This is a genomic window from Monashia sp. HAY1-11D (assembly GCF_056868035.1).
In genome coordinates this window covers 4,021,922-4,038,882 of sequence record NZ_CP200320.1, presented here as the reverse complement: position 1 = coordinate 4,038,882, position 16,961 = coordinate 4,021,922, and the positions used below count along the sequence as shown (strand labels likewise).

The window sequence follows — 16,961 nt, the reverse complement described above, 5'->3', positions numbered from 1 at the left end:
CGGGTCCATGGCAACAGGTTCGTCGACGACGACGGTCGCCACAAGAGCAAGAGCCGGCGCACCGTACCTAGTGCCCGCTGAGCAGCGCCTCCACGTGGTCCGCCCCGGACACCGCCCCGCCCGCGGCGGTGTAGCCGGCGGCGACCCGGCGCGCACCCTCGGCCATGGTCATCGCCTGACGGACCTTGTGGCGCAAGGACTCCGGCGTCAGCCTGCGTGGCGACAACCGGGTCCCCGCACGCGCGTGCACGACGCGGGCGGCCACCTCGTGCTGGTCGCGGCCGAAGAGGACGACGCAGACCGGCACCCCCCGGGCGAGAGCCTTCTGCGTGGCGCCCATCCCGCCGTGCGTGACGGCGACGACGGCCCGCTCCAGGACGGGGCCGTGGGGCACGAAGTCGACGACCCGGACGTTGCCAGCTGACCTCCCCGCGGCAGCGGCGACGTCGCCGTGGGTCCCGCTCGTGCCGGCCGGTGCGGTGACGACGACGGTGAACGGCTCGCCGGCGAGGCCGTCGACCGCCGCCCGGACGAGGTCCCCGTCGGCCTGGTACTCCGAGGAGGTCGTCACCAGGGCCAGCGGTCCTTCGAGGTCGTCGAGCCACTCCGGGACCTGGACCGGAGGTTCCCAGGGGAGCGCGCCGATCATGGCGACCCGGCCGCTCCAGTCGGGGTGCGGGTACTCGAACGGCTCGCCGGTCGCCACGAGCATCACGTCGGCGCGGTGGAAGAACGCGTCGGCCGACGTCACGACCGGCAGGCCACGCTGCCTGCGCAGGGCGTTGATCCTGGGCGTCATCGCCGCCTCGGCGGCGCCCAGCACGAGCGGTCGGAGCAGGGCGTCGCGGACGCGTCCGACGGGTCCGGGGATCGGTGCCAGTCCCGGCCCGAACGGCGGTGTGCCCCGTGAGCGGATGGGTGGGGTGTACGGGCTGAAGAAGGCCCACGGTCCGCCCCAGGCCTCGGCGGTCAGGGACGCGCCCCAGGCGTTGAGGTCGACGACCACGACGTCGGGGTGGACCTCGTCGATGGCCCGTTGCAGGTCCGGTCCGTCGAGGCCGGCCCGTTCGCAGAGGGTGAGGACGGTCCGCTCGAGAGCACGCCGAGCACCGCGGGCGGACCAGTCGGTGTGGCCGATGGCCGCGACGGCGGGGTCGATGGGCTGAACGGACAGCCCCAGCCCGCGCAGCGTCTCCACCTGGGAGGCCAGGGTGCGGACGTGCACGTCGTGGCCGCGCCGTCGCAGCTCGAGCAGCAGCGGCGTCATCGGGAACACGTGACCGATGGCGGGGGAGGTGTAGGCGAGGACGACGGACATGGTCGCTCCGATCGCTCAGCTGCTCGGCGCAGCAGCGGGTTGGGTGAGCGGCTCGAGGATCTCGAGCAGCGCCTGGGTGACCTGGCGCCGGCTCAGACCGGCGTCGGTGCGCAGCAGCTTCCAGGTGTGGACGTCGCACACGGCGACGAGCTGGGCCAGACGCCGTCGGCGTGCGGGTCCACGCAGGTTCGCAAGGGTCGGCGCGAAGACGCGGGCGCACCACTGGCGGTGGAGGTCTCGGCCGCTCTGCGCGATCTCGGCGATGGTCGGCGAGAACTCCTCCTCGGCGAGCAGCCGGAGCGCGATCGCGCCGGCCTGCTCATAGTGCTCGACGAGGTTGTGCACGATCCCTCGCAGGTCGCCGACCGGCGCCTCCTGACGCTGGGCCTGCACCGCGGCGCGTCCGCGGGCCGCGGCTGCGGCGACCAGGCGCTCCTTGTCGCCGAAGCGACGGATCACCGTCTGCACCGTGACGCCGGCCCGTTCCGCGACGCCGGCCAGCGTGAGACGGGCGTACGGGACCTCGACGAAGAGGCTGGTCGTCGCGTCCAGGATCCGCTCGCCCGTCTCGGCCGCAGCGCGGGCCCGCGCATCCATGACGTACGGCCGTGACGCGAGGGCCGCTTCTTTCATGTCAATGACATTAACGCGAAAGAGGGGGCCGTCCACACCCGGTCAGACGCGGAGCACGTGCTCCTGCCGGTAGCCGGTCGTCAGGTCGGTGAGGGAGAAGCTCGACGATGCCGTCCGAGTCGACGGTGTAGCGCTCCTCGAGCAGCGGCCCGGCCTCGAGGCGCACGATGGGCAGGCCCTGCAGGACCGACGCGTCGAGAGCCTCGCCGCTCGCGGTCCGGTCCGCCGCCTGCTGGAGCTCCGGGTCGAACGGGAAGACGATCTGGGCCATCGGCGCGAGGTCGCCGCGAGGCTCGCCCTGGTCGTCGACCGAGGAGTACTCCACGAACCGGAACCAGCCGATGTTGTGAGCCGCCTGGTACCGGCGGGTCACGACCACCGGGGCGGCGGACTCCGGCTCGCCCAGCGCGTCGGCGGTCGGCAGCGACCGGTCGAGCACCGGGTCGAAGGACACGGCAGCCCCGCCCTCGCGCTCGCGGAAGACGCCGAAGCCGCGCGAGAGCCGGTCGCGCAGCGAGAACCCCGCGTCGGGGTCGGCCGCGATGGCGAGGCCGACGGCCGTGGACGCGCTCGGCAGCGGGGAGCGGTGCACGCGACGACCGAAGCGCGACCGCAGCACGCGGGGGACGAGCGGCAGGCCGCTCGCCCCGCCGACGATGTAGATGCCGGCCACTCCCTGCAGCTCGTCACCGTCGTCGTCGGCCGAGAGCGACCGCACCAGCGGCTCCATCGCCTCCGTGGTGGCCGCGACGAGGGGCGTCACGGCGGAGTAGAAGTCGTCGACGGGAACGGTCACTGCGGTGCTGCCGTCGTCATCGACCCCGGGTACCTCGACGGTGACCCGTCGGGACTGCGGACCGATCCGCTCCTTGGCCTCGCGGCACTCCTCGAGCAGGCTCGCCCACGACACCTCGGACAGCTCGGTGCCCGAACGGCCGGCAGCCCGAAGGGCGACCGCGGCGAGCTCCTGGTCGAAGTCGTCCCCGCCGAGCCGGTTGACGCCGAAGGAGTCGAGCACCTCGTGGTGGGTGCCCGACAGCCGCAGCAACGACGCGTCGAAGGTGCCTCCGCCGAGGTCGTAGACGATGACGAGGTCTCGCCGAGACGTGATCGACCGTGCCTGCCGGTGGGCGAACTCGAAGCTGGCGGCCGAGGGCTCGTTGACCAGGCCGGCCACGTCGAAGCCGGCCCGCCGGCAGGCCTCCAGCGTGAGGAAGCGTTGGGCGCTGTTGGCCTGGGCGGGTACACCGAGCACGGCCCGCGGTGTGGCCGTCCGATCCAGCCTGCCCTCGATGCTCGAGCCCGTCCGGAGTGCGTCCAGCACGGCCGAGAAGTGCCCGGTCAGGACGTCGAACAGCGGCACCTGCCGGTCGCCGAGGCGCATGGGGGTGTCCGGCGTGACTCGGGGCTCGGCGAGCAGCCGCTTGAACGAACGCGCGGACGGCGCGCCCCGGCGGGCCGCCTCCAGCGCCGCGAAGCCGTGGAGCAGCGTCCCTCCGTCGTCCGCGACGACGGACGGGAAGTGGTCACGGGCGTCTCCGTCCTCGTCGAGGAAGGCCACCACCGGGTAGTTGCCCCGGTCGGCGTGGGCGACGACGGTGTACGTGGTGCCGAAGTCGAGGCCGAGATCCATCCCCCAAGGCTAGGCCGCGCGCGCCGGCACCGACGATCCGGCCCGGACCTCGGCGCGCCCGGACCACAGCCCTCCGGTGGGTCGCGACCGGGCCTCAGGTGTTCGGGTGGATCAGCTCGTCCTCGAGCTGTCGAGTGAGAGCGGGTCGTAGCCGGGCCAGCTCACCGTCGGCGTCCTCCGTGTCGGACAGGGCCAGCATGCCCTCGGCGTCGCGTGCCTCGACGAGCGACAGTCGCAGGTCGTCGCGCGGGTGACTCGCGTCCCAACGCAGGTCCTGGTCCTCGGCACGGCGGCGGGCGGCGGCGACCTGCTCGGCCGTCGGGGCCGGACGTGCGCGCACCGACTCGAGGACGGCGAACGGGTCCTCGCGGCGACGTACACCGGCGGCCGTCAGCGTTCGCGCCAGGACACCGCCCGAGACGCCCGCCGGGGATGACGGCGCCTCCCCGTGGCCGGCCTTGGCGCAGAGCCCATCGTGGATGCGGGCCGACGCACGGTCGAGCGCTGCTCGCCGTCGGCGCGCGAACCACGAGAGGCGGGGTCGTGCGGGGTCGGCGACCCGCTGCGCGGCCCGTGTGGGGACGCCGCCGGCGGGCTCGGGCGTGGAGGGCACGGGGCGGAGCTCGGACAACGGGATCCCTTCTGGTGGCAGCGTCTGCCGGATGCTACGGCCGCCTGACCCGACCACGGGCCCGTTCGACGCCCAGAGGTCGTCGGCGACGAGCCGGTGCAGCCGATGGGTCGGGCGCGGGCGGTGAAGTCCGCTCGGACAGCCGGCTCACCCCCGCCGTCACCGGTGCCCGCTCAGCGGAAGTGGATGAAGTTCGACGGCCAGGACGACGTGCCCTTGGTGAGGATGCGGCGACCGCTCATCGAGGTGTACGTGACGCCGAGGACCGTGCCGCCGTACCCGCTCTCGGAGATCGCGACCTTCGTGCCGTCGGAGCTGACCCAGTCGACGTAGGCCACGTGGTTGCTGTTCCACTGCGCGATGGTGCCGACCTTCGGCCTCTGGTCCACGACGAAGCCCTTGGCCCGGGCCCGGTCGTCCCACGTCGCCGCGTTGCCGAGGTTTCCGGGGTTGGGCACGCCGTCGCGGGACAGGCGGTAGGCAGAGAAGTTGGTGCAGTTGTTGCCCCACGCGTCGACCGGGTAGCCCCACGCGCTCTGGCCGTAGTAGCCGAAGCGGGTGATGCACGTCTGGGTGGCCTTGGAGTAGCACGCCCAGCTGCGCGGGCCCGGACCGCCGGTGATGGCCCACACGACCTTGGGGCCCTCGTACACCGCCACGTTCGCGTCACCGAGCATCCGCACGATCGACCCGGGGGCGTCGGTGGTCTTCGTCGACCACAGCACCGATCCCGAGCGGGACTTCACGACGAAGCTGCCGTCGGTGCGCATGACGGCGACGTTGCCCGAGCCCGAGGTCAGCGCCGACCACTGCAGCCGGCCGGCCGAGGTCGTGACGACGAGGTTGCCGTCGGTGCGCATCGTGAGGCGCCACGACGCGTTGACCGACTGCAGCGACTCGCCGGCGCGCAGGGTCTGCCCCGACAGGAGGCGGTCGTACCGGATCCCGCGGTGGTCCCAGACGGGCGTGACGCCCTGGCTCAGGAGCAGGAGCCCGTCGTCACCGAGCGTCAGGTGCGCGCCCGTCCAGCCGGACGTCGCGCTGCTCCAGATGCCCGCGCCGCTCGCGTTGAGCAGGACGACGTTGCCGTCCGCGCGGACGGTCAGCCGGTTGCCGGTGCCCGTGGTGCCGGCCGACCAGAGGCGGGTGGTGCCCTTGGTCAGCACGAGGTCGCCGCCGGGCTGGAGCGTCAGCGTGTAGGCGCCGTTGGGCGAGCGCATCGTCGTGGCCGCGGTCAGGGACTGGCCCGGCTGCAGCGAGGCGCCGGCGTCGTAGAGGAAGCCGTCGCTCTTGACGACGGTGCCGGCGGGGGTGGTGACGCGGACCGGCACCGTGCCGGTCCAGACCCGGGCCGGGACGACGGCGGTGAGGCGGGTCGCCGAGACCCGGGTGAAGGACGTGGCCGGTACCCCGTTGAACAGCACGGCGGACGCGTTCTGGAACGACGTGCCGCTCAGCGTGACGGTGGTACCCCCCGCGAGCGGGCCGGACGACGGCGACACGAGGGTGACGACCGGCGGGTCCTGGTACGTGAAGGCGTTGGCGGCACGAGGAGCCGAGTTGCCACCGGGTGTGACGACGTGGAGGTTGACGACGCTCTCCGCCATCGGCGGCACGGTGGCGGTCACCGTGGTGGAGGAGACCCGGGTGAACGCCGTCGCGGGCTTGCTGCCGAACGTGACCGCGCTGACGCGGTCGAAGGCCGTGCCGGTGATGGTGACGGTCGTGCCACCCCTGGTCCGCGACAGCGTGGGCGTCACACCGGTGACGGTCGGGACGGCCTGGTAGACGAAGCGGCTGGCCGAGCCGGTGGCCGACGTGCCGCCGGGCGCGACGACCTGCACGTCGACGGTGCCGTCGGCGTGGGCGGGGCTCGTCACGCGGAGCTGCGTGTCGGACACCCGGACGAGGGCGGTTCCCGGCACGCCGTCGAAGGTGACCGACCCGGCCCGCCCGAACGTCGTGCCGGTCAGGGTGACGACGGTGCCACCGCGCAGCGGACCGGCCGGGACCGACAGCGAGGTGACGCGCGGGGCGGGCTCGTAGGCGAACGTCGCCGCGGCGACGTCGGGGGAGGTGCCGTTGGCGTTGACGGCGCGCACCGACACCGTGCCCGCGGCGTGCGCGGGGGTCGTGACCCGGAGCGTCGTCGAGCTGACGACGACGAGGTCGGTGCCCGGCGTGCTGCCGAACCGCACCGAGGTGACGTCCTCGAGGTGGGTGCCGGTGACCGTGAGAACCGTGCCGCCCGCGAGCGGCCCCGCGTCTGCCGAAAGACCCGTCACCGCGGGCGGGGCGCCGAAGGTGTACCTCGTCGCCGGGCCCACCGCCGACCAGCCGCCGGCGGACGTGACCCGGACCCAGACCGTCCCCGCGGCGTGCGCGGGGGCGGTGACCTTCAGCGTCGACGCCGAGACCCGGGTGACCTGGAGGACCCGGGTGCCGCCGAAGAAGACGGAGCTGGCGTTGCCGAGGTTCGTGCCCGTCAGGGTCACGACCGTGCCGCCGCGCGACGGGCCGCTCGAGGGCGACACGTTCGTCACGGTCGGGACCGCCTCGTACGAGTACCGGCCGCTCGGGACGACGGGGGTCGTGCCGTTCGGCGTCGTGACGCGGACGTCGACCGTCCCCGCCGGGCGGGCCGGGGTGACGGCGCGCACCGACGTCGCGGACAGGCGCGTGAACGACGGGGCGCGTGAGGTGCCGAACCAGACGGTCGTGGCACCGGTGAGGGCGGTGCCGCTGATCGTGACCGTCTGGCCGCCCGCCGTCGGACCTGCGCTGGTGGACAGGCCGGTGAGGGTGGGCGTGACGGCGTAGCGGAAGCGGGTGGCCGTCGTCGCCGCCGACGTGCCGCCGGGCGTCGTGACGCGTACGTCGACGAGTCCCACGGCATGGGCGGGTGTGGTGACGCGAAGCTCCGTGGCCGACACCCGCGCGACGATCCGCGCGTATGCCGTGCCGAACCGCACGGCCGAGGCCCGGTAGAGGCCCGTTCCCGTCAGCGTCACCGGGGTGCCCCCGGACGTCGAGCCGAGCGTCGTCGACAGCCGTGACACGGTCGGGACGGCCTCGAACGCGAAGGTGGAGCGCAGGGACTGGGGCGAGAAGCCGGCCGCGTTCGAGACGCGCACGTAAACGACGCCGGCTGGGCGGGCGGGGGTCGTGACGCGGATGCGGGTGGTGGAGAGGGGCTGGATGGCGGTCACCGCCGTGCCGCCGAACCACACCCTGGTGGCCGAGGCGACGCCGGTGCCGGACAGCTCGACGGCGGTCCCGCCGCGCGTCGGACCCGCGACGACCGACAGGGTGACCGGGCCCGGCGCGGCGACGGCCGCGACGCCGGCCATGCCCGCGAGACCGACTGCGGCCGGCGCCACGGCGGCGCCCGCGGCAGTGGCCGGTAGCAGGGTCGCGGCGGCGGCCACCGAGACCGCGGCGGCGAGCAGGCGGCTCGCGCGACGCGTCCGGGGACGTCGTGGGCCGGCGGCGGGGCCGGACGTGGTGGGGTGGAGGGGCATCGGTCGTCTCCTCGGAAGTCAGGGTCGTCGAACGTCGCTGTCCTTCGTGGAGGGATGCCGTCTCGCCCGAGCGGGGGACAGGTCACGAGACCGGCCGCACAGCAGTGTGCGATGCCGATCGGGAGGATGTGAGCGGTTTCGTCCGAATTGACAGGATTCGCCGCAGCCGCGCGCACGGATGCGCAGAGGACACACCGGTCACACGCGTGTCCACGCCCCGACGGGACGGGCGCCGACGGGCCGGTCAGCCCACCCGGCGCAGGTCCGGCCGCAGGAGGAGGACGACGAGACCCTGGACGACGCCGATGACGCCGAGGACGAGCCAGACGGGCGACAGCCCACCCGAGACGTCGCGGACCAGGCCCATGGCGAGCGGCCCGACCGAGGCGAGGCCGTAGGAGACGAGGAAGGCCATCCCGGTGAGGCGGCCACTGGCGTCCGGCGTCACGGCGTACCGGACGAGCAGGACGAGTGCGAGCGAGAACGCGGCGCCCTGCCCGAGCCCGGTGACGAGGGCCCAGAGCCACGGAGCGGCGAGCGGCGCGAAGGAGACGCCGAGGCTGCCGACCACGCCGAGGAAAGCCGACGGCAGGAGCAGCCGGCGCATGTCGCGGGTCCGGTCGCTGAGGAGGGGCCCCACGAGACCGGAGACGATCTGGGCGGCGCTGAACGCGGCGGCGAGGTACCCCGCGGAGGCGCGTGACCATCCCTGCTCGACGTACGTCGGCGCGAGCCACGTGATGGCGGAGTAGAAGCACCACGACTGCAGCGCGAGGTAGAGCGCGACGAGCCACGCGGTGCGGCTGCGCCAGGGCAGGCGTCCGGCGCCCTCCTCGCCCGTCGTGTGGTGCGGGTTGGCCCGCTGCGTGAACGGGGCCCACGCGAGCCCGCCGACGAGGGCGACGACCGACCAGGACCCGAGGGAGGCCTGCCACGAGCCGAGCCGGTCGGCCAGCGGCACCGACAGCGCCGAGCTCACCGCGGCGCCGCCCATCATGGCGAGCATGTAGAGGCCGGTCACCAGCCCGACCCGTTCGGGCGGGAAGAACGTCTTGACGAGCCGCGGCAGGAGGGTGCCGGCGACCGCGATGCCGACCCCGGCGAGGAAGGTGCCGGCGTACAGCACGACGCCGTGGTCGCCGGCGAGGCGGCTCACCGTGCCGACGAGGATGCTCCCCACCGCGGCCAGGACGGCGGCCACGGCGCCGAGCCGGTGGGCCAGCCGGCTCGCGACGGGCGCGAACACGCCCATGCACAGGACGGGCAGCGTCGTCAGCGCACCGGCGGCCGCGTGCGACAGGTGCAGGTCGGCCGAGATGCTGTCGAGCAGGGGCGGAACGCTGGTGATGGCGATGCGCAGGTTCGCGGCGACGGCGACGAGCGCGACGGCCATGGCCCAGACGGGTGGAAGGGGACGGATGGCGGTGCGGGCGGTGCGGGCGCTCATCCCGTCGTGCCGTGCAGCGCGTGCGGCCGCGTCTCGATCCGGTCCATGCCTCAGAGACTAGAGGTGTCGATGACGAGGTCCGCGCGCTCCCTCGTGCGGTCCGACGCGAAGAGCGCCGCCTCCTGCCGGGCCCAGCGCTCCCAGTGCGGCTCGTACGCGTCGCCGTCGCGGGCCAGGCCCCGGGTCCGGCGCAGGTCGCGGTCGGCGTCGAGGAAGACCGCGACGGCCACGAACGGCCGCGCCGGTCCGACGCTGCTGCCGCAGCCCTCGACGACGAGGACCCGGCATGGCGCCACCTCGCGGGTGCCCGCCCACGTCTGCCGGACCCAGCTCCAGCGTCGGTACGCCGCGGGCTCACCGCGCGACAGCGGGGCGAGGACCTGCTCGGCCAGCAGGCCCGGCGCCGCGGCCAGGCCGTCCCAACCGGGGTAGATCTCGTCCAGGTGCAGGAGCCCGACGCCGGTGACGCCGGCGGCGGTCAGGGCGTCGCGGGTGCCGCGGGCCAGCGTCGTCTTGCCCGCGCCGCTGTGCCCGTCGACCGCCACGACGACGGTGTCGCCGCAGCGCGGCGCTGCCGCGAGCGTGCGGGAGACGACGGCCTCCACGTCCTCGGGGCGCGGCGGCGTCGTGACGTCGTCCCACATGGCGGCGACGATACCGACCGCCGGCGGCGCACCCGCCTGCCCTAGCCTTGGCGCATGCCCGTCGCCACCCGCGTCATCGCCTGTCTCGACGTCGACGCCGGGCGCGTCGTCAAGGGTGTCAACTTCGAGAACCTCCGCGACGCCGGCGACCCCGTGGAGCTGGCGAAGGTCTACGACGCCCAGGGCGTCGACGAGCTGACCTTCCTCGACGTCACGGCGAGCAGCGGCAACCGCGAGACCACCTACGACGTCGTCCGGCGCACCGCCGAGCAGGTCTTCATCCCGCTCACGGTGGGTGGGGGTGTGCGCGCCGTCGACGACGTCGACCGGCTGCTGCGGGCCGGGGCGGACAAGGTCGGGGTCAACACCGCCGCCATCGCCCGACCCGAGCTCATCTCCGAGATCGCCTGGCGCTTCGGCGCGCAGGTGCTCGTCCTGTCGGCCGACGTCCGGCGCCGGCTCGGTGACGACGGCCGACCCACCGACGACTTCGTCATGACGACCCACGGCGGACGCACCCCGGTCGACCTCGACGCCGTCGAGTGGTGCGCCCGGGCCGCCGAGCTCGGCGCCGGCGAGATCCTCCTCAACTCGATGGACGCCGACGGCACCAAGGACGGCTTCGACCTCGAGCTGATCCGTCGCGTCCGCGCCGAGGTCTCCGTGCCGGTCATCGCGAGCGGGGGAGCCGGCCGCCTCGAGCACTTCGCACCCGCCGTCCGGGCCGGCGCCGACGCCGTCCTCGCCGCGAGCGTCTTCCACTTCGGCGAGCTGACCGTGGGCCAGGTCAAGGACGCCCTCCGCGAGGCCGGGGTCACCGTCCGGTAGCGGCGTGCGCGGGGATCCCGTGCGGTCGGGTGCTCGTCAGGCGATGCCGAGGTGGGCCCCCTGCAGGGCGGCGATGTCGTCGGCGTCCCCCGAGGCCTCGACCTGGGCGACGTCCTGGCGACCGTACGCGAACAGGAGCAGCTCGAGCGGCGCGCCGCGCAGGACGACGGTGCCGTGCGCGTCGGGGAGCTTGGCGGAGTGCCGGCCGCGGCCCGGCGCGACGAGCACGATGCCGGTCGGTGCCTTGCGGAACATGAGGCGCGCGGTGCGGCGCAGCGCGGCCCAGAGCGCGGCCTCGAGGTCGGCGGACAGCTCGCGCGGCGCCCAGTCCGGTTGGGCGCGGCGCACGTCCTCGTGGTGCACGACGTACTCGACGGTGTTCGTCAGCTCGTCGACCACGCCGAGATGCATCGGGTTCCAGGCCGGTGCACCGGCCCGCACCCGGGCGACGAGGCCGGGGTAGTCGCCGTCGGCCAGGGCGCGCTGCTCGCGCTGGAGGCGGTCGGCCAGGAACGGCACGTAGACGCCGGCCTGCAGGTCCGGGCGGTGCTCGCGGATGACGAGGTGCGCCGCGAGGTCGCGGGTGGCCCAGCCCTCGCACAGGGTGGGTGCGTCCGGGCCGAGCCGGTCGAGCGTGTCACAGAGCTGGAGCCGTTCGGTCCGGGCGTGGCGCGTCATGGCGCCCATCCTCTCAGGCGGGACGCTTCGGCAAACCCGGTGGCCCCCGGCACGACGGTCTGCCTAGGGTCGTCTGGTGATCGAGCTCGTGCGCCCCACCACCGACCTCGCCGCCTCGTGGTGGGAGCTCGTCGACGCCTTCGAGGGCGAGACCGTCCACGGCTCCGGCTACCGGCACACCGACCGCGCGCGGCTCGCCGAGCCCGCCGTGTTCGCCGAGTGGGTCGACTGGCTCGGCCGCATGGAGCGCACCGACCTCGCGCTGCCCGAGGGACGCGTCGCGTCGTCCTACCGCTGGGTCGTCGAGGACGGGCGGGTCGTCGGGACCGTCGCGCTGCGGCACGCACTCAGCCCCGCGCTGCTCGTCGAGGGCGGGCACATCGGGTACGCCGTCGCGCCCTTCGCGCGGCGACGCGGCATCGCCACGGCGGCGCTGCGGCTCGCGCTCGCGATGGCCGCCGCCCGGGGGATCGACCCGGTCCTCGTCACGTGCGACGACGACAACGTCGGGTCCGCGCGCACCGTCGAGTCGTGCGGCGGCTACCTCGAGCAGACCGTCGACGGGCACCGCCGTTACTGGGTGGCCACCGGTGCCCTCGCCGACCCGATCGGGCCCGACCCGCTCGAGACCCGGTGGGCGCGCCTGGTCCCCGTGACGTGGGAGGACGCCGACGCCATGCGACGCGGCGAGCGCCGGCCGACGTGGGCGCCCGGCTACCCGCGTCAGGACGACCTCGACGCCGTCGGCATGCTCGACCGGCCCGACGCGTGGTCGCCGCGCCACGTCGTGCGCCGGTCGGACGGCCTGACGGTTGGCACGATCGGCTGCTTCGGCCCGCCCGTCGACGGTGTCGTCGAGGTCGCCTACGGCCTCGTCCCCGAAGCCCGCGGCGGCGGGCTCATGACCGACGTGCTGGGCACGATGTGCCGTGCGCTCGACGCGGCAGGGCTCGCCGTCGTCGCGCGCACCGCGCCCGACAACGCCCCGAGCCACCGCGTCCTCGCCCGCCTCGGCTTCCGCCGCACGCCCGCCGGCGGCACGGCCGCCGACGCCGAGTGGCTGTGGACGCGTCCTCGAAACGGCGTCGTCACCGATGCGTGAGAAGGTGGGAAGTCGGCGGGCCGCCGTGCCGGGGCGGCCACGACCAGCCGGCAGCAGCGGCCCGACCGGCCACACCGGCCACACCGGCCCGACGACAGGGGAGCGCCACACCGTGAACGGCCCATCGACCCCGCGTGCTCGCGGCGGCGCCTCCACCCTGCGCGAGGGGTTCGGCGTCATCGGCCTCGGCATCAGGGACCAACCCCGGTGGTTCGCCCTCGCGGTCCTCGGCAGCGTCGTGTACGGCGTCATGACCGGCCTTACCGCGTGGGCCATCGGCTGGGTCGTCGACCACTCGGTCACGCCCGCCATCGCGGCCCGGCACGTCACCGCCGCGCAGCTGTGGACCATAGGCGGCGTCCTCGCCCTCGTCGTCCTCGTCAACGTCGTCGGTGTCATCGGCCGCCGCCTCGCCGGCGGCATCGCCATGTTCAACCTCGGGGCGATGTACCGGCAGCGGGTCACCCGGCAGTACCTGCGGCTGCCCCTCGCCTGGCACCACCGGCACCCGTCCGGGCAGCTGCTCTCCAACGCCAACGCCGACGTCGAGGCGACGTGGAACATCTTCGCTCCGCTGCCGATGGCACTCGGCGTCGTCGTCATGCTGGTGTTCGGCATCGTCCAGATGGCCGTCATCGACCCGTGGCTCGCGCTCGTCGGACTCACCGTGTTCCCCATGCTCTTCGCGGCCAACGTCGCGTTCCAGCGAGCGATGTCGCCGCGCGTCACCCGGGCGCAGCAGCTGCGCGCGGACGTGTCGGAGGTGGCCCACGAGAGCTTCGAGGCCGCGCTCGTCGTCAAGTCGCTCGGCCGCGAGGACCACGAGGCCGAGCGGTTCGCGGCCGTCACGCACGAGCTGCGAGACGCCAACGTCGAGGTCGGGCGTACCCGCGGGCGCTTCGACCCGGCCATCGAGGCGATCCCGACCCTCGGGACGCTCGCCGTGCTGCTCGTCGGCACGCTGCGCGTCGGCAGCGGCTACCTGTCCGCCGCCCAGGTCGTGCAGATCGCCTACCTCTTCTCGATCCTCGCCTTCCCGGTGCGAGCGCTCGGCTGGGTCCTGGCCGAGCTGCCGCGAGCCGTCGTCGGGTGGCGTCGCATCGAGGCGGTGCTCGAGGCCACGGGCGGCATGACCTACGGCACCCGCGAGCTACCGAAGGGCCGTTCGAGCCACCTGCAGGCCGACGGCCTCGCCTACGCCTACGAGATCGAGACCGAGGACGGCGGCACCGACCTCAACCCGGCCGTCGTCGACGTCACCCTCGACCTCGCGCCCGGCTCGACCGTCGCCGTCGTCGGACCGACGGGCAGCGGCAAGACGACGCTGACCAACCTCGTCCTGCGCCTCGTCGACCCCGACAGCGGAGCCGTCCTCCTCGACGGCGTCGACCTGCGCGAGGTGCGCAAGGGCGGCGTCAGCGACGTCGCCGCTCTCGTCGCCCAGCAGACCTTCATGTTCGACGACTCCGTCCGCGGCAACGTCACCCTCGGCGGCGACCACGACGACGAGGCGGTCTGGCACGCCCTCAACGTGGCCCAGGGCGCGGGCTTCGTCGAGCGGCTGCCCGACGCCCTCGACACGCGGGTCGGCGAGCGCGGTGCCAGCTTGTCCGGCGGTCAGCGCCAGCGGATCGCCTTGGCCCGTGCGGTGGTCCGCGAGCCGCAGCTGCTGGTCCTCGACGACGCGACGTCCGCCGTCGACCCCAGTGTCGAGCAGGCCATCCTGGCGCGGCTCCGCGAGGCCAGCTCGGGAACGACCGTCCTCGTCGTGGCCTACCGGATGGCCACGATCCTGCTCGCGGACCAGGTCGTCTACGTCGAGGCCGGGCGCGTCGTCGACCACGGCCGCCACGACGAGCTGATACGTCGGTGCGCCGGGTACGAGCGGCTCGTCACGGCCTACGCCCGCGAGGCGGCCGAACGCGCGGCGCTCGCCGCCGAGGCGGGCGGTGAGGACCTCGACGAGTACGACCTCGACGGGTACGACCTCGAGGACGCCGAGCGGCCCGACGGACGCGGCGACGAGCGGGAGGCGGTCCGATGAGCCTCCGTTCGCAGGCGCCGGTGGAGCACCACGGCATCGCGACGGGTCACGAGCTGACCACCGGCGAGACCCTCCGGCGGGGGCTCCAGCTGTCGCCCGAGCTGCGACGCGGCATCGGGGTCACCATGGCGCTCGCCGTGCTGTCGACCGTCGGACGCGTCCTCGTGCCGTTCGTCGTCCAGCGCATCACCGACGACGGCATCCTGGCCCGTGGCGGGCCCGACACCGGCGTCGTCGGCTTCTGGATCGCGGTCGCGCTCGTCGGCGTCGTCGTCACGGCCCTGTCGGCCTACCTCGTCAACGTCCGGCTCTTCCGGGCCTCCGAAGGCGGCCTGGCCACCTTGCGGCTCAAGGCCTTCCGCCACATCCACGACCTCGCGATGCTGACGCAGAACACCGAGCGCCGCGGTTCTCTGGTCTCGCGGGTGACGAGCGACGTCGACACCATCTCGATGTTCGTGCAGTTCGGCGGCCTCATGCTCATGGTCAACGTCGCGCAGATCTCGCTCGCGACCGTGCTCATGGTCGTCTACAGCCCCCTGCTCGCCCTCGTCGTGTGGCTGTGCTTCGTGCCCCTGTTCGTCATCATCCGCACCTTCCAGGGCATCGTCGGACGCGCCTACACGCGGGTGCGTGAACGCGTCGGCGACATGCTCGGCGCCGTCTCGGAGGCCGTCGTCGGCGCGCAGGCGATCCGCGCCTACGGTGTCGAGGCGCGCACCGAGGCGCGCATCGACGCCGCCATCGAGGGGCACCGCAGGGCTGCCATCGGAGCGCAGGCGCGGGCGGTCATCGCCTTCACCTCGGGCCAGCTCGTCTCGGGGCTGACGACCGCGGTCGTCCTCGTCGTCGGCACCGTCCTCGCGGTCGACGGGCGCCTCACCCTCGGCGAGCTGCTCGCGTTCCTCTTCCTCGTCAACCTCTTCACGATGCCGGTGCAGCAGGCCACCGAGATCCTCAACGAGATGCAGAACGCCGTGGCCGGCTGGCGCCGCGTCATCGGCATCATCGACACGCCGGCCGACGTGTCCGACCCCGCCGACGACGGCGTCGAGCTGCCCCGAGGCCCCATCACCGTGCAGTTCAGCGGCGTCGGGTTCGCCTATCCGGGAGGCGAACCCGTGCTCCACGACGTCGACCTGACCATCGCCCCGCGCAGCCGCGTCGCCATCGTCGGGGAGACCGGGTCGGGCAAGTCAACGCTCGCCAAGCTGCTGACGCGCCTCATGGACCCGACCGACGGCAGGGTGCTGCTCGACGGCACCGAGCTGCAGCGCATCCGCTTCTCGTCCCTGCGGTCGCGAGTCGTCCTCGTGCCGCAGGAGGGGTTCCTCTTCGACGGCACGCTCCTCGACAACATCCGGTTCGGCCGGCCGGAGGCCACGCCGGAGCAGGTGGGCGAGACCCTCGCCGAGCTCGGTCTCGCCGGCTGGGTCGAGACGCTGCCGCTGGGCCTGGCCACCGACGTCGGCCAGCGCGGCGAGTCCCTGTCGGCGGGGGAGCGGCAGCTCGTCGCGCTCGCGCGCGCCTACCTGGCCGACCCCGACCTGCTCGTCCTCGACGAGGCCACCTCGGCCGTCGACCCGCACACCGAGGTGCGGCTCCAGCGGGCGCTCGACTCGCTGACGCGCGGCCGCACCTCGATCGCCATCGCGCACCGGCTCTCGACCGCCGAGAACGCCGACGAGGTCGTCGTCGTCGACGCCGGCCGCATCGTCGAGCGCGGCCACCACAGCGAGCTCGTCACCCTCGGCGGCGTCTACAGCCGGCTGCACGCCTCCTGGGTCGCCCAACAACAAGCCGTCTGACCCCGGCTTCCGAGACCGAACGAGTCGTTCGGTCTCGAACTGCCCGGTGCACCACCGCTTTCGAGACCGAACGAGTCGTTCGGTCCCGAGGGCGGCGGTAAGTCTCGAACTGCCCGGTGCACCACCGCTTTCGAGACCGAACGACTCGTTCGGTGCCGAGGGCGGCGGTAAGTCCCGAACTGACCGGTGCACCACCGCGTTCGAGACCGAACGACTCGTTCGGTGCCGGGGGAGCCAGAATGTCGGGGTGATGGACGCGACCGACCCGACCACCGACGTGACCCCTGACCCGACGCAGCTCGACCCGGCGATCGCCGGGCTGCTCAAGCGTGACGAGCACGGCCTCGTCGCGGCGGTGGTGCAGCAGCACGACACCCGCGACGTGCTCATGGTCGGCTGGATGGACGACGAGGCCCTGCGGCGCACCCTGACCGAGGGCCGGGTCACGTTCTGGTCGCGCAGCCGTCGGGAGTACTGGCGCAAGGGCGACACGAGCGGCCACGTCCAGTGGGTCAAGGGCGTGCGGCTCGACTGCGACGGCGACGCGCTCCTCGTCACGGTCGACCAGGTCGGCGCCGCCTGCCACACCGGTGACCGCACGTGCTTCGACGCCCGGGTGCTGCCTGTCGTCGTCGGTGACGCCTGACCTGCCGGACGGCGTCCGCTGGGTGAGG

The 16,961-nt window shown here is 73.8% G+C and carries 13 protein-coding genes; 5 read left to right on the top strand and 8 right to left on the bottom strand.

The annotated features are described in order from the left end of the window. Positions 1-67: 67 nt before the first annotated feature. From AC1VM9_RS18705 to AC1VM9_RS18675, 7 genes are all read right to left on the bottom strand, one after another. Positions 68-1,318 (bottom strand): glycosyltransferase, encoded by a 1,251-nt coding sequence (locus tag AC1VM9_RS18705; protein ID WP_483123689.1) that lies wholly within the window; start codon positions 1,316-1,318, stop codon positions 68-70. A gap of 15 nt (positions 1,319-1,333) precedes the next feature. Beyond that, positions 1,334-1,951: a TetR/AcrR family transcriptional regulator gene (locus tag AC1VM9_RS18700; protein ID WP_483123688.1), complete on the bottom strand. Its 618-nt coding sequence runs from the start codon at positions 1,949-1,951 to the stop codon at positions 1,334-1,336. A gap of 10 nt (positions 1,952-1,961) precedes the next feature. Beyond that, a complete protein-coding gene (locus AC1VM9_RS18695; protein ID WP_483123687.1) occupies positions 1,962-3,584 on the bottom strand; it encodes an Hsp70 family protein in 1,623 nt (540 codons plus the stop codon). A 94-nt stretch (positions 3,585-3,678) separates the two neighbouring features. Next, complete coding sequence (locus AC1VM9_RS18690) at positions 3,679-4,197, bottom strand: hypothetical protein (RefSeq protein ID WP_483123686.1); 519 nt, start codon at positions 4,195-4,197, stop codon at positions 3,679-3,681. A gap of 191 nt (positions 4,198-4,388) precedes the next feature. Beyond that, a complete protein-coding gene (locus AC1VM9_RS18685) occupies positions 4,389-7,736 on the bottom strand; it encodes an IPT/TIG domain-containing protein (RefSeq protein ID WP_483123685.1) in 3,348 nt (1,115 codons plus the stop codon). Positions 7,737-7,980: 244 nt separating this feature from the next. Continuing rightward, positions 7,981-9,183: an MFS transporter gene (locus AC1VM9_RS18680; protein WP_483123684.1), complete on the bottom strand. Its 1,203-nt coding sequence runs from the start codon at positions 9,181-9,183 to the stop codon at positions 7,981-7,983. 50 nt (positions 9,184-9,233) lie between these two features. After that, on the bottom strand, positions 9,234-9,827 hold the full coding sequence (locus tag AC1VM9_RS18675) for a nucleoside/nucleotide kinase family protein (protein ID WP_483123683.1): 594 nt from the start codon (positions 9,825-9,827) through the stop codon (positions 9,234-9,236). 54 nt (positions 9,828-9,881) lie between these two features. Here AC1VM9_RS18675 and hisF point away from each other — a divergent pair, with 54 nt between their 5' ends. Next, positions 9,882-10,655, top strand: a complete 774-nt coding sequence (gene hisF / locus AC1VM9_RS18670; protein ID WP_481340827.1) for an imidazole glycerol phosphate synthase subunit HisF — start codon at positions 9,882-9,884, stop codon at positions 10,653-10,655. Positions 10,656-10,691: 36 nt separating this feature from the next. Here hisF and AC1VM9_RS18665 read toward each other — a convergent pair whose 3' ends face one another. Further along, complete coding sequence (locus AC1VM9_RS18665) at positions 10,692-11,333, bottom strand: TIGR03085 family metal-binding protein (RefSeq protein ID WP_483123681.1); 642 nt, start codon at positions 11,331-11,333, stop codon at positions 10,692-10,694. A 76-nt stretch (positions 11,334-11,409) separates the two neighbouring features. Between AC1VM9_RS18665 and AC1VM9_RS18660 the strand changes: the two genes are divergently transcribed. From AC1VM9_RS18660 to hisI, 4 genes are all read left to right on the top strand, one after another. Continuing rightward, positions 11,410-12,435 carry a GNAT family N-acetyltransferase gene (locus AC1VM9_RS18660; RefSeq protein WP_483123680.1) on the top strand — a complete coding sequence of 342 codons (1,026 nt, stop codon included), beginning with the start codon at positions 11,410-11,412 and terminating at the stop codon, positions 12,433-12,435. A gap of 112 nt (positions 12,436-12,547) precedes the next feature. Beyond that, on the top strand, positions 12,548-14,479 hold the full coding sequence (locus AC1VM9_RS18655; RefSeq protein ID WP_483123679.1) for an ABC transporter ATP-binding protein: 1,932 nt from the start codon (positions 12,548-12,550) through the stop codon (positions 14,477-14,479). Next, positions 14,476-16,287, top strand: coding sequence for an ABC transporter ATP-binding protein (locus tag AC1VM9_RS18650; RefSeq protein WP_483123678.1), 1,812 nt, complete (start codon positions 14,476-14,478; stop codon positions 16,285-16,287). Before AC1VM9_RS18655 ends, AC1VM9_RS18650 begins: the two co-directional genes overlap by 4 nt. Before the next feature lie 250 nt (positions 16,288-16,537). Beyond that, entirely contained in the window at positions 16,538-16,933 is a 396-nt protein-coding gene (gene hisI / locus AC1VM9_RS18645; RefSeq protein ID WP_483124047.1) for a phosphoribosyl-AMP cyclohydrolase, read from the top strand. Positions 16,934-16,961: the final 28 nt, after the last annotated feature.

Coding starts and splice junctions, on each gene's coding strand:
- AC1VM9_RS18705 (WP_483123689.1), bottom strand. CDS start 1,318: ATGTCCGTCGTCCTCGCCTACACCTCCCCCGCCATCGGTCACGTGTTC.
- AC1VM9_RS18700 (WP_483123688.1), bottom strand. CDS start 1,951: ATGAAAGAAGCGGCCCTCGCGTCACGGCCGTACGTCATGGATGCGCGG.
- AC1VM9_RS18695 (WP_483123687.1), bottom strand. CDS start 3,584: ATGGATCTCGGCCTCGACTTCGGCACCACGTACACCGTCGTCGCCCAC.
- AC1VM9_RS18685 (WP_483123685.1), bottom strand. CDS start 7,736: ATGCCCCTCCACCCCACCACGTCCGGCCCCGCCGCCGGCCCACGACGT.
- AC1VM9_RS18680 (WP_483123684.1), bottom strand. CDS start 9,183: ATGAGCGCCCGCACCGCCCGCACCGCCATCCGTCCCCTTCCACCCGTC.
- AC1VM9_RS18675 (WP_483123683.1), bottom strand. CDS start 9,827: ATGTGGGACGACGTCACGACGCCGCCGCGCCCCGAGGACGTGGAGGCC.
- hisF (WP_481340827.1), top strand. CDS start 9,882: ATGCCCGTCGCCACCCGCGTCATCGCCTGTCTCGACGTCGACGCCGGG.
- AC1VM9_RS18665 (WP_483123681.1), bottom strand. CDS start 11,333: ATGACGCGCCACGCCCGGACCGAACGGCTCCAGCTCTGTGACACGCTC.
- AC1VM9_RS18650 (WP_483123678.1), top strand. CDS start 14,476: ATGAGCCTCCGTTCGCAGGCGCCGGTGGAGCACCACGGCATCGCGACG.
- hisI (WP_483124047.1), top strand. CDS start 16,538: ATGGACGCGACCGACCCGACCACCGACGTGACCCCTGACCCGACGCAG.